Origin of the sequence: Lysinibacillus fusiformis, from assembly GCF_002845985.1 — a bacterium.
In the GTDB taxonomy this organism is placed as follows: Bacteria; Bacillota; Bacilli; order Bacillales_A; family Planococcaceae; genus Lysinibacillus; species Lysinibacillus fusiformis_D.
The window spans coordinates 60,096-72,927 of sequence record NZ_PDFK01000012.1; the positions used below are offsets into that span (position 1 = coordinate 60,096).

9 protein-coding genes are annotated in these 12,832 nt (G+C 36.6%); 4 read left to right on the forward strand and 5 right to left on the reverse strand.

The genetic code is table 11. The annotated features are described in order from the left end of the window. The first annotated feature begins 124 nt into the window (after window positions 1-124). The 3 genes from CRI88_RS21840 to CRI88_RS21850 all read left to right on the forward strand — a co-directional run bounded on the left by CRI88_RS21840 (window position 125) and on the right by CRI88_RS21850 (window position 3,852). Window positions 125-1,729 carry an AraC family transcriptional regulator gene (locus CRI88_RS21840; protein ID WP_058845224.1) on the forward strand — a complete coding sequence of 535 codons (1,605 nt, stop codon included), beginning with the start codon at window positions 125-127 and terminating at the stop codon, window positions 1,727-1,729. A gap of 98 nt (window positions 1,730-1,827) precedes the next feature. Further along, entirely contained in the window at window positions 1,828-2,805 is a 978-nt protein-coding gene (locus tag CRI88_RS21845; protein WP_058845223.1) for an ABC transporter substrate-binding protein, read from the forward strand. Next, window positions 2,806-3,852 (forward strand): NAD(P)/FAD-dependent oxidoreductase, encoded by a 1,047-nt coding sequence (locus CRI88_RS21850; RefSeq protein WP_101967022.1) that lies wholly within the window; start codon window positions 2,806-2,808, stop codon window positions 3,850-3,852. Window positions 3,853-3,971: 119 nt separating this feature from the next. On the opposite strand, the gene CRI88_RS21855 is transcribed toward CRI88_RS21850, so the two are convergent. After that, complete coding sequence (locus tag CRI88_RS21855) at window positions 3,972-4,937, reverse strand: ABC transporter substrate-binding protein (protein ID WP_101967023.1); 966 nt, start codon at window positions 4,935-4,937, stop codon at window positions 3,972-3,974. A 340-nt stretch (window positions 4,938-5,277) separates the two neighbouring features. On the opposite strand from CRI88_RS21855, the gene CRI88_RS21860 reads away from it, so the two are divergent. Then, the gene (locus CRI88_RS21860; RefSeq protein ID WP_036128840.1) at window positions 5,278-7,026 is read left to right on the forward strand and encodes a methyl-accepting chemotaxis protein; all 1,749 of its coding nucleotides are present in this window, start codon (window positions 5,278-5,280) and stop codon (window positions 7,024-7,026) included. Between the two features lie 790 nt (window positions 7,027-7,816). Here the strand turns inward: CRI88_RS21860 and CRI88_RS21870 are convergent. From CRI88_RS21870 to CRI88_RS21885, 4 genes are all read right to left on the reverse strand, one after another. After that, window positions 7,817-8,185: a glyoxalase superfamily protein gene (locus CRI88_RS21870; protein ID WP_101967024.1), complete on the reverse strand. Its 369-nt coding sequence runs from the start codon at window positions 8,183-8,185 to the stop codon at window positions 7,817-7,819. A 254-nt stretch (window positions 8,186-8,439) separates the two neighbouring features. Next, on the reverse strand, window positions 8,440-9,366 hold the full coding sequence (locus tag CRI88_RS21875) for a helix-turn-helix domain-containing protein (RefSeq protein ID WP_101967025.1): 927 nt from the start codon (window positions 9,364-9,366) through the stop codon (window positions 8,440-8,442). Window positions 9,367-9,789: 423 nt separating this feature from the next. After that, on the reverse strand, window positions 9,790-11,592 hold the full coding sequence (glmS, locus tag CRI88_RS21880; RefSeq protein WP_101967027.1) for a glutamine--fructose-6-phosphate transaminase (isomerizing): 1,803 nt from the start codon (window positions 11,590-11,592) through the stop codon (window positions 9,790-9,792). Window positions 11,593-12,203: 611 nt separating this feature from the next. After that, window positions 12,204-12,719: a type 1 glutamine amidotransferase domain-containing protein gene (locus tag CRI88_RS21885; protein WP_101967026.1), complete on the reverse strand. Its 516-nt coding sequence runs from the start codon at window positions 12,717-12,719 to the stop codon at window positions 12,204-12,206. Window positions 12,720-12,832: the final 113 nt, after the last annotated feature.

A 12,832-nucleotide genomic window follows, 5' to 3' on the forward strand; every position in this document is an offset into this window, starting at 1 on the left:
GGCCATATATTTTGATGTTCTGTAAGGATTTTTTATTTCCTATGTTTGAACTTGTCTTTTTTATGCCGTCTGCTGTGATATTCCGTAGTATACTTTTATCACAACAAACTAAAGGAGTACATAAATGCTTGATTCTAATCCTAATTGGCTGGCACATTGCACAGAAATAAAAGATTTAGCCAAATCCTTATTTCAAAAGTCTACGATACATCTTGAAAGTGCGGCTCTCTTATTGATTACGGATGGCCAAACCACCCTGTCCATTAATGGGCACAAAGAGCATATTGTTTTTGGGCATTTGATTGCCCTCGAAAGTGATGCGGTTATCCAACTTACAAATACAAACCGTCTTGATTTTTCAGGCTATTTAATTAGCTTTGCACTGTATGATACAGCAATGAAATTAACCCGTAAATGGTCTATCAATACAATGAATGGTTACTATATTCAGCGAGTGCCTGAAACGATCATAGCTGATATTCGGATGTCGCTCGCTAAAAATATAGACCCTCTCCATAACACCATTAAACAATTTATTTTATACAGTTTGTTGAAGGAATTACAGCAAGAGCAATCAACAGATGAATACACACTTGAGGAAAGAATGGAACAGACAGTTATTTATATGCAAAAAAAATATAACCAAACAATGACAAGAGATGAACTAGCAGCCATCGCTGGATATAGCCCATGGTATTATTCGAGAAAGTTCATTGAGTTATATGATAAAACACCGATAGCTTATTTAATTAGTTATCGTATTTACCGTGCGCAAGAAATGCTATTAACAACAGATGATTTATCACAAAATGTCGCAAAAAAAGTTGGTTTTGATGATGTGCAGCACTTTAGTCGACAGTTTAAGCGCATTGTAGGTCGTCCACCTAAGAAATTCAAAAAGACCGTTGGTGAATATCGTGTTTGCTTTCTATCACCTGCACACGCAGAAATTGCAATCGCATTAGGGGTTATACCAAATTGTGTTACTGTGACGAGCTCCCTCACTCCAAAATATCAAAAGAATCTTTTTCATGAAGTTGGTACAACCATCTTAGAAATGCCTCAATATGTGATTCAACAAGACATCATTGTACAACAGCAACCCGATTTAATTATCGGTGTCGACTTAACGGAAGAGACAAAACAACACTTCCAAACGATCGCACCTGTAATTACGGGGCTACCTTATGATTTAAATTCATCAATTCGTTACTTTGGTGAATTGTTTAATAAAGAGAATGAAGCTACACAAATTATTCACGAACTTACGACACATGTAGATGTTCTAAAAAATAAAATACAACACCATCTTGTAAAGAATGCTACTGTACTTTACTTACGTGTGGAGGAGTTGGGTTATCGCTATGTCGGTGAATCTTCTAGTGACTCCGCTACCCTTTTATATCAGGAACTTGGCTTAAAAATGCCTGAATCATTGCGCACAAATAAAAATAGTTTCAACATATGTTCTTTACAACAATTAGTGGTAGCCAATCCTACTTATTTGTTTATTGAAAAACGCATAATGGATTATTATACAGCCGACCTTAGTTTAGCTACTTTACAAAAAAGTGAGCAGTGGAAAAATTTAGATGCTGTGAAAAATAAACGTGTGTTTTATGTGGATACGGGTTTATGGATAAACAATTGCAGTGTGTTTGGCAAAAGAAAAATTATGCAACAGATTGAGCAGTCGATTTTGGATGGTGTTTGCCCTAAAACACAATAATCCAATTTTTAAGGCACTTTACGCTATAGTAGGCACTATCATTCCCTGTTATTATTTGATAGTGATAATCATTATCAAATAAAAAGGAGCTATAATCAATGAAAAAAACGATGCAATATATACTTTTTATGTTAGTAGCTTTAACATTAGTTGCTTGCTCAAGCACTAATAAAGAGAGCGGAAATGAGACAAAGGGTCAAGAAGAACAAAGTGAGCCTACAACGAGTGTTGTAAAAGATGCCTATGGTGATGTCACGATCCCTACTGAACCTAAAAATATGTTAGTTCTTAGTTCTAACTATGCTGAAAACTTAATTGAAATCGGTGTAACGCCTCAAATGGTGACAGTTGTTGAAGAAATTGAACCTGAGTATCGCTTCAAATTATTCAATGACAACAATGTTAAAATTATTCCGACTGTGCAATATGAAGATAATTTAGAAGTTATTCTTGAAGCTGCACCAGATGTCATTATTGCTCAGGGTGCAGCGATTGATGCTAAAAAATACGAAGCTTTAAGTAAAATTGCTCCTACTGTTGCTGTTGAGGCAGGCGTTGCAATAGATGAATATGTTCCTGTGCTTGGTGAACTGTTCAAGAAAGAGAAAGAAGCTACACTTGCTCTCGAGAAGTATAGGGAAAAAATAGAAGAAACCAAAGAAAAACTACACGATGCTATAGGTGACGAAAAAATTCTTGTATTACGGGTAGAACAAAATCAATACCGTGTACTAGGCACTGAAAAAGGTAGCCCTGGTAGTGATATGCTATACACACAACTTGGGTTAAATATTCCAACTATGTTGAAAGATAATAATGAGTGGTTCACGCCCATCTCCTTAGAGGTTTTACCTGACATTGATGCAGATCATATTTTTGTCGAACAACGTCAAATGCAAAATTATAGTAGTGAACAATCTATGAAAGATTTAGAGAATAGCCCGATGTGGCAAGCAATGGATGCTGTGAAAATCGGCAATGTTTATCCATTAAAAACAGCAGATTACGTTGTAGGTGAAGGTTTAATTGGCTCTCCACTATTCCTTGATTATTTAGTTGAAAAGTTGGTGCCTTAAATGAAACAAGAGATTTATGATGTAATTATAATCGGTGGTGGGCCGGCTGGCATGTATGCTGCCTTTTACAGTGGTATGCGTGAAATGAAAACGAAAATTATCGAAGTAAAACAGGAATTAGGTGGTTTTATGCGCACCTATCCTGAGAAATTGGTATGGGATGTCGGTGGTATTGAACCTATTCGCTGTGAAGAAATTATTCATTCCTTAATCAAGCAAGCTATGACATTTAATCCAACAATCGTATTTGGTCAAGAAGTTGTTGGCATGGAAAAACGCGACGATGGCATTTTCGTCTTAACAGCTAAAACAGGCGAGAAACATTATACGAAAACGATTATTTTAGCTACAGGACGTGGTATTACACGCATTCAAAAATTAACGATTGAAGGCGCTGACCGTTATGAACTAAACAACCTTCACTATACGGTAACGAACATCAATAGGTTTAAAGATAAACGTGTACTCATTTCTGGTGGCGGCGACTCAGCTGTAGATTGGGCTATTGAAATGGCTCCTATTGCCAAAGAAGTATACGTTGTTCATAGACGAGATGACTTTAGTGCCTTTGAATCATCTGTAACACGTATGAAGTCTATCGCAACAACCTATGTTCCGTATACAGTTTCTCGTTTACATGGCAATGGCAATAAAATTGAACATGTCACATTACAGCATGTTGATTCTAATGATATGACAAAAATTGAAGTAGATGAAGTGCTTGTCAATCACGGATTTGACCGACACTTTGGCGGCGCCATTTTAGATTGGGGCTTGGCCTCTGAAGAATGGGGCATTTCCGTTACTCCCAAAATGGGTACAAGCATGCCAGGCATCTTTGGCGCAGGCGATATTGTAACGAATGAAGGGAAAATAAGACTGATTGCAGGCGCATTTAACGATGCTGTCCTCGCTGTCAATAGCGCCAAATTATACATTGACCCAACAGAATCAAAAATGGCGGGCGTTTCTTCTCATAATGACCGCTTCGCTGAAAAAAATGAAGCGTTACAACAAAAGAATAAAGCTGTAACTACACATAAATAATTAGCTAATACCTTCCCCATTAGATAAACAAATCATCTGTTTATCTAATGGGGTTTTTTATTGAAGCAAGAAAGGTCTTCGTGGAGCTTAAGAAAAACGCAACTGCTTGAAGTTTTACTTTATTGTTTTTGTACTAATTCAATAATTTGTTCTGCCATGTGCTCTGCTTGATGGATAACAGAGATTGGATCTGCTGAGAAGAAGTACTTCCCATCGAATGTAATCACTTTATTATTTTTCACAACCTCTAAATTATCCCATGTAGAAGTCGTTTCGTATTTTTGACCATAATCTAAAACACCTACATAATCACCTACATAGTCACCTACCGTTTCCCATGAAATACGTTGCTTCTGCCAATCTCCCTTGCTATCTTCAATTAGCTTTTGTATAGATGTTGGTGCTGTAAGTTTTAACAAATCATACATCGCTTCACCACCTGAGTTACCACTAGGAATCACAACAATCTCTTTGTCTGTTAACGTAAAGAGTGAGAATGTTATGCCTTCTGGGATTACGGCTTTGATTTTTTCTTCAGCTACCTTTGCACGCGCCGTATAATCTGCCATAAACTTCTTCGCCTCTTCTTGGTGATTTAACATTTCGCCAATTGCTAAAATTTCTGCTTCCACACTATCGTAGCTATCCGTACTGAACACAATAGTAGGTGCAATTTTTTCATATTGTTTTATATTTTCCTCTGCAAACGTAATAATTAAATCTGGTTTTAGACTAGTAGCTGTTTCTAAAGATACAGTATCTTCATTCCCAAGATCTACAATGTCCTGCCCCTGATAGTAATCCTTTAAAAATTCACCATAATCAATGACCTTTGTCGTTGAAGCAACTGGTACAATGCCTACAGCTAATACGTGACCTAAATCCCAATCCACAATAACACGTTGTGGGTCTATGGGAACTTCTACTTCACGTCCTACCGAATCTGTTACAATACGTGTTGTTTCAGTCGTTGTAGATTCCTTGTCATCCTTTGTACCTTCTGTTTTACTACCACAAGCTGCCATTATTAGCAGTAGACTCATTACCAACATTACTAGAACGGCTTTTTTTATGTATTTATTCATAATCCTTCTCCTTTAAATACTAATTGTTCCCTATTATATTGAAAATGATAATCATTTTCAATGGTTGTAGCTGTAAAAAAGTTTGCTCCAATAATATTCACCTATTAGACTTGATAAACAGGAATGATTAATCCAAACATGTTATATATGAATTTCTTTTCTTAACATCCTTTATCCAGTTTTTAATTTGGTTAATCATGTAATAATACCCACCCTAATAATAAGAAGAATTTGCTTCTAGCTTTTCATATACAGCGTAATATAAAAAATAATTCCGATACCATTGAATTATGTAGATTACTGTCGAAATATACCTATATATAGTTGTGGGAGGAAGCAAATGATGAAGAGAATTTTACAGTTACGAAGCATTTCAAGAAAGTTAATGCTACTAATCACAATTATTATACTTGTAACAGTTGTGATTATCGGCTCAACAAGTTATGTTGTTGCCAAAAATCAGCTCTTAGAATCCGGTCAAAGAGAACTACAAAGCATCGTCAAGGGGGCTTATACTTCATTAGAACTGATTAATGAAGAAGTGGAAATTGGCAAAATAACACTAGAGGAAGGTAAAGAACAAGCGAGAATTATTCTAAATGGGCCAGTAAATGAAAATGGAGAGTACGATTATCAAAAGTCCCATTTTACTTACAAAGAAAATGGTTATATATTAGCTTTTGACGAGGATTTAGTGTTACAACTCCATCCCTCTAAAATAGGTGGAGCTCCTGTCGATGATCTCAACAGAAGTAATCGAGAAAAGATCGTTGCAGGCGGCAAGTCCGAAAATGAATCAGATCGCTATGTCGTTTATTCTGATAAACAGCCAGATGGTTCTTTTAAAGATAAAACAGCCTATACAGAATATTTTGAGCCTTGGGGTTGGACTCTTGGAATTGCTGTTTTTCAAGATGAATTTTATGAAGGATTAAACATCTTACAATATATTATCTTTGGTGCAACAATTGTACTCATTATTTTAAGTTCAATTGTGTTTTATTTAGGTATTCGGAGGAAATTAAATACACTAAAAGAAGTAGCTGAAGCATCAACAAAAATTGCTGATGGTCATATAATTGTTACCAATCTACCTGAATCAAGTGATGAAATTGGGCAACTTGCGACTGCTTTTAATAAAATGTCACAGCAATTACGTACACTCGTCGAAAAGACTAAAAATACTAGTGAACATTTATTGGATTCAGCGACCAACTTATCAGCAATTTCAGAAGAAACATCTGCTAGTAGTGATGAAGTTGGTAGAGCAGTTAACGAAATTGCTACTGGTACACAAGAACAAGCCCATGATTTGGACAAGATAAACCGAACAGTAGAGCTATTATCAAGTTCTATAGAAACTACGGAAAAACAAAGTAAAGTGATGTACGACATTACAAAACATGCTGAAAAAATATCAGCCGAGGGAATTGCAATAGTTCATCAATTACAACAATCCAATACTGATTCATTGGCAGCATCAGAAGAAGTCAGTTATGAGATTAAAAATTTAAATAGTAAAATCAATCAAATCACACAGGTAATGGAAACAATTGAAACAATCGCTGAACAGACGAATTTACTCGCTTTAAACGCAAGCATTGAAGCAGCAAGAGCTGGTGAGTATGGTAGAGGTTTTTCAGTTGTTGCCGATGAAATAAGGAAACTAGCAGAACAATCGAAAAATGCTACTCACCAAGTACAAGGAGTGGTTTCATCTATTGTTTCAGAAACAACTAAAACAGTTGAAACTGTAGAAGGAACAATGGAGACTGCTAAAAAGTTAAATGATGATGTAGTGCTAACACAAAGTAAATTCAATCAAATGTCTGATTCTGTTAAGCAAATTGTGGAATCGATATTAGCAGTTAATAAAGAAATGGACGTTATGACCTCCTATAATAAGTTGATGAGTGAAGGAATCGAAAGTGCGTCCAGCGTATCAGAACAGACGGCCGCTTCCGTACAGGAAATTGCTGCTTCCATAGATGAGCACATTAAAGCAATTGCTGATGTTGCTAATGCTGCTGAAAAACTAACGGAATTAAATCGTGAATTAAATTCTTTAATGGAGCGATATACGTTATAAAAAGCTAACGATATTATGAATATGGTTTAAAATGACTACAAAAGATAACTGATTTCAAACTTTATAAGGTATTGAAGGTATTCCAGAGTTTTTGGAACTCTTGATGAAACATATAATAGATTATAATACCAAAGCATCGAATCAAATGATTCGATGCTTTTCATGTTGTTGAAAAAAGGTAATGTCAACGGCATAATAAGCAATTTTGCAAGGCGAGGGGTTGATTTCCGTTCCGCCAGCGTCCTTTCCAGGGGGCGTCCGATGAGCCGCTTCACTCACTGCGTTCGCTCCAGGGTCTCCTCTGTGACGCTAAATCCCCTAGGAGTGACGCTGGTTCCACTCCAATCAACCATTCTGCAAAAGTGTCTTTTCCTGAACAAAATAGCCCATTATTTATATTATAAGAGAGGATAGCCTCTTACTTTCAATTTGGAGAAGTGATGCGTGACAACACCCCTCCACAAAAGAGTAGTGAATACCTTCACTTTTTTATGGATTGGAGTGGAAGGCTACTTGACTCCCGTGGGAATAGCGAGACGGGCGAGCCTCTAAACGGAGTGGTAGCAGAGGAAGTGGCTCGGCGCTCGCCCACAGGAAAGCAAGTAGCCTGCAACGGAAATCCTTTTTCACCTTTCACATAAATTCTATGGATGGTTTTGTTTTTCAACACTATGCAAAGCCCAACCCTCTTGCTCGATTCCAAGTGCCTTCATCCATATTTAATGTATTTTTGAATACTTTTCTACTTGTATCATCAAAATGAGTTACCCAATGTTATTTTCGAAGGTTCTCAAAAAAAAACAATTCTATTTCCAAATGGGTCTCCAATGCAAACTTCCTGAGAATTCCAAGGGGTTGTTTCGATGCCAGGACGCGTATATTTGTATTTCTTTGATATAAGGTTTGAATGGAGTAACTCTAGGTTTTCTACTTCAATTCTTATAGCACCCCCTGGACAGCAATCTCCATGATGCTCTGAAAGATGAATAATACAATTTCCATAAGAAATTTGCATGTATAAAGGTAGATCATCCTCAAATCGATGTTCCCAATCCAATGCAAACCCCAAAAATGTTAAATAAAATTCTTTCGCTTTCTCCTCATTAAAAATACGGAATATTGGTATGGTGCTTTTCATAAATATTTCAGATGTACTCATTACATACACCACCTTTCCTTAATTTTTTTCACTAAATGATACCATAAATATTCAATATTACTTGTGATTCTTCCTTCATTAAATGGCCCGATTGCGGTATAGTTAAGCAATATTTTCACCAAAACTTTAAGTAATGAACAAGCGTGTTAATTCCTACAAACTTTACAGCCATAATTGCAATTATAACTATAATACTTAATACTACCCCGGTATCTTTTTTACCAGAATTATCCATGTTATCACCCTTCCTTAAATCATATTTCCTCGTCAAACGATAAATTTATTGGCTCGTCCAGCAGTTCACCATGCATCTCTAAATTAGTTGTTGGAATACTTTCATTCACTTCTTCAAAAGTAAATTGATCTGCCCATACAGTTCCTTGTCCAGACAGAATGATACCAAACGAAATAACAGCACTTTGGGTTGGAACATCTAAAATAATAGAATAATGGTTCCAGTTTGTTGTTCCTTTAATGGGGCGATTACTCATATTATCAAATTGAAGAACATCTTCCATTGTGTCGTCTACTCGCATCCACATCCCAGCGTACGTATCTACCTCTTCTGTACGGATGAAACAAGAGAGTCTAATGCGCTTTCCAACAAACTGATTAGCCTTAAATGTTTGCATCATGGTAGCGAATTCAGTTGAATCTAACACTGTTTTGGATTTTAAATAACCTGATGCTTTCCCCTGATGAACAACTTCATGGTCAATTCCCATTTCGTAATTAAATGGATTTGATCCACTTAAAAACCAACCTTTCACCTTTGTATCCATATATGTTTCCTCCTTAATTTTAAGTACGTCTGACATCATTCTGCGATATTTGCCAGGTGGTAGCTTATAAATCTCTTTAAATGCTCTTGTAAATGATTCTTGTGATTCAAACTGATAATATAAAGCGATATCAAGAATGCGTTCACTTGTATAAAGTAAGGCGGAAGAAGCATTAGCCAATCTTCTTAACCGAATATATTCAGTTACTGTCATGCCAATCGTGGATTGGAATATTCGATGAAAGTGATACTTTGAAAAATTTGATTGTGCTGCTATATTTTCCAAAGTAAGTGGTTCATATAGGTTTTCTTCCACATACAAAATGATTTTCTTAATTATAATTTCATGGTTATACAACGAAGGCACCTCCTTTAAATATAGGATATCAAGGTTCTTCATTCGTTTTTTGATATATCTTGCGAAGTAATCGCTGCATCCTAAAAATCATTAAAAAGAGGTTGATGTAATATCAGCCTCTTTTTATATCTGCAACAATATTGGCTCGATTGTGGAATAAGAAAAGATCCTACGTATCAACACAGGATCTTTAATCAATCTTTATTTTAAATAAGCGAACTTTGTTATAAATGATCAATCTTTTTTATAAAATTACACCAAGAACCTTTTCCATATTAATGTTCTAACCAATTAAATTCATTCCTATAAAATTACCTTTTTCCAAAGAATCAAAAATGACCTCTTCTGGATACCAAATCCGAAGAGGTCATTTTTAACCAAACTTTATTTCAAATGGTCAAACTTTGTTATAAACAATCAATATTTTTTATTAGACTACACTAGCATAAATGCTTAAACCTAATCCTATTCAACAGTCACCGATTTAGCCAAGTTACGTGGTTTATCCACATCACAACGACGGTGAAGTGCTGCATAGTAGCTAATTAATTGTAATGGCACTACAGATACAAGTGGTGTTAGTAATTCGTGAACATGCGGAATGACTAGACGGTCACCATCTTCATCAATGCCTGCCATTGCAATGATACAAGGATATGCGCCACGAGCTGCTACTTCTTTGACATTACCACGGATATTTAATCCTACTGATGCTTGAGTGACAAGTGCAAACACTGGTGTACCTTCTTCGATTAAGGCAATTGTTCCGTGCTTCAGTTCGCCACCAGCAAAGCCTTCTGCTTGAATGTACGAGATTTCTTTCAGTTTTAAGGCCCCTTCTAGGCTGACATAGAAGTCCATATTACGGCCAATGAAGAATGCGTTACGCGCGATTTTTAAGTAGTCTTCTGCAATATCTTCTAACACATCTTTTGAATCGATAATTGTTTGGATTCCATTAGCGGCAATCGCAAGCTCTTGTTTTAAATCAAATTCTAAGCCTTTGCCATTTGCCTTTGCCGTTACATACGCTGCTAACGCAAGTACTGCTACTTGAGCAACATAAGCTTTTGTAGAAGCCACTGCAATTTCCGGGCCTGCATGTAATAACAATGTATGATCTGCTTCACGTGATAGCGTTGAGCCAGGTACGTTTGTAATCGTTAATGTTGGATAGCCAAGTTCTTTAATTTTTACAAGTACTTGACGGCTGTCAGCTGTTTCACCTGATTGTGTAATAAAGATAAATAAAGGCTTTTCTGATAGTAATGGCATGTTGTAGCCGAATTCACTAGAAATATGAACCTCTACTGGGATACCCGCCATTTTTTCGAAATATTGTTTACCGATGAGACCTGCATGGTAGCTCGTGCCTGCCGCAATAATATATAAGCGATCCGCTGCTCTCAATGCCTCTAAAATCTCTGCGTCAATTGTTAAATCGCCATTGTCGCCTTCATATGCTTGAATAATTTTACGAATTACAGTTGGCTGCTCATCCATTTCTTTTAACATATAGTGAGGATAAGTTCCTTTTTCAATATCGCTCATATCAAGCTCCGCTGTATATGGTGCACGCTCTACTACAGAACCATCTAATTTTGTAATTTCGACACTTGCTTTGTGTACAATTACAACCTCTTTGTCATGAAGCTCCACGTATTGATCCGTTACTTGTAGCATAGCCATTGCGTCCGAAGCAACAACATTGAAGCCTTCACCAATACCTACTAAAAGTGGTGATTTATTTTTTGCAACAAAAATAGTATCTGTCGCTTCAGCATCTAATAATGCAAGGGCATATGAGCCATGTAATAGAGATAAAGTTTTACGGAAAGCTTCTGCTGTGCTAAGACCTTCTTTCACAAATAACTCTACTAATTGCACGATAACCTCTGTATCTGTATCAGATTTCATCGGAATGCCTTTTAAATATGTTTTTTGTAATAAATGATAGTTTTCAATAACCCCATTATGCACAAGTGTAAAGCGTCCTGATGCACTTTGATGTGGGTGAGCATTTAAACGATTGGGTACACCGTGTGTTGCCCAACGTGTATGACCAATTCCAATTTTTGCTGCAACTTCCTCGTCCACCGCTTCACGTAAGTCTGCAATACGTCCTTTTTCTTTAAAAACTGTTACACCTTCTTCATTACGTACTGCAATACCAGCTGAGTCATAGCCGCGGTATTCAAGCTTCTCTAAACCCTTTAATAAAATTTCCTTTGCATCTGATTCACCAATATATCCTACAATTCCACACATAAATTCTCGTCCTCCGATATTGTCAATTTCATGCAATGACAAACTAGACCTCATCCTATCGAAGTTTTTTGAATGTACGAGCGATGCTTTATTTTATATTTAAAATAAGCACTCCCTTACATGCAAGCCACCCACTCATTCAGCCAACTGATTAGAGTTTTTTCGATAGGTGAAGCTTCTTTGATTTATCTATTGCTTTTACTATACCTTCTCCATTTTCTGTACATTCAATCACTTAAATGCTTTCAAAATGAAAAATGACAATCGGGTATGTCGATTGGGAGGCATCCGCCGAATTTTCGATAAACCTCCACCTCGTCTGCTGAAGATCTTGTCGTCCGATTTCTTCAGCTCAGGCGCTATAATTGTTTTCCGATTTTGCGCTTTCTTTCCTCCTTAGCGCTCGTTAAAGGATAAGGTCGGACCTCGTCATCTTCAACTTCTCCATCATACTCAATCATATGCTATCCGTCAAATTTTCGTTATAAAAAACACCTAATCCCCATGCTTTTTCGTGACAAATATGTAGACAAATAATTAGTTGCTATGCTAAATAAAGCGGAGTAAATTCCACAAAAAGGCACAAGCAATTGACTGCTTGTGCCTATCTTTTATTTATTGTCTAATAATTTAACTATTTCTCTATTAAAGGCTGGAAGATCGTCTGGCGTTCTACTTGTTACGAGCTGCTTTTGACAGACGAATACTTCTTCATCATGGAATATTGCCCCTGCATTTTCTAAATCCACTTGAATGGATTTATAGCCTGTGGCATCACGACCATTCAGTGTCTTAGCTGTAATTAGCAGCTGTGGTCCATGACAAATAGCAAAGGTCGGCTTCATGTCATCCATAAAGGATTTTACAAATGCCACTACACGATCATCTGCTCGTAATATATCAGGTGAAAAACCGCCAGGAATAAATAATGCATCAAATTCTGAGGCGTTTACTTCCTCAATTCCTTTATCTATTTTCACTGGCTTACCATGTTTCCCCTTAACTTCCTTACCTGCTTCGGTATCAATTGTTACGAGCTGATGCCCAGCTGCTCCTAGAGCTTCTTTGGGGCTTGTAAACTCAATGTCCTCAAACATATCGGTTATCACTGTAGCAATTTTAGCCATATCAATTAAACACTCCTTGTTATTGTGACTCCTTACTACTGTTCCCCATCTCATTCATTTCAAACATTCTTTTTAAACAAGAAAAACTCGATTTCCTGTTATGGAAATCGAGT

Excerpts from the sequence above, each read along its gene's own strand:
- CRI88_RS21840 (WP_058845224.1), top strand. The coding sequence starts at position 125 with ATGCTTGATTCTAATCCTAATTGGCTGGCACATTGCACAGAAATAAAA.
- CRI88_RS21845 (WP_058845223.1), top strand. The coding sequence starts at position 1,828 with ATGAAAAAAACGATGCAATATATACTTTTTATGTTAGTAGCTTTAACA.
- CRI88_RS21850 (WP_101967022.1), top strand. The coding sequence starts at position 2,806 with ATGAAACAAGAGATTTATGATGTAATTATAATCGGTGGTGGGCCGGCT.
- CRI88_RS21855 (WP_101967023.1), bottom strand. The coding sequence starts at position 4,937 with ATGAATAAATACATAAAAAAAGCCGTTCTAGTAATGTTGGTAATGAGT.
- CRI88_RS21860 (WP_036128840.1), top strand. The coding sequence starts at position 5,278 with ATGATGAAGAGAATTTTACAGTTACGAAGCATTTCAAGAAAGTTAATG.
- CRI88_RS21870 (WP_101967024.1), bottom strand. The coding sequence starts at position 8,185 with ATGAGTACATCTGAAATATTTATGAAAAGCACCATACCAATATTCCGT.
- CRI88_RS21875 (WP_101967025.1), bottom strand. The coding sequence starts at position 9,366 with ATGAAGAACCTTGATATCCTATATTTAAAGGAGGTGCCTTCGTTGTAT.
- glmS (WP_101967027.1), bottom strand. The coding sequence starts at position 11,592 with ATGTGTGGAATTGTAGGATATATTGGTGAATCAGATGCAAAGGAAATT.
- CRI88_RS21885 (WP_101967026.1), bottom strand. The coding sequence starts at position 12,719 with ATGGCTAAAATTGCTACAGTGATAACCGATATGTTTGAGGACATTGAG.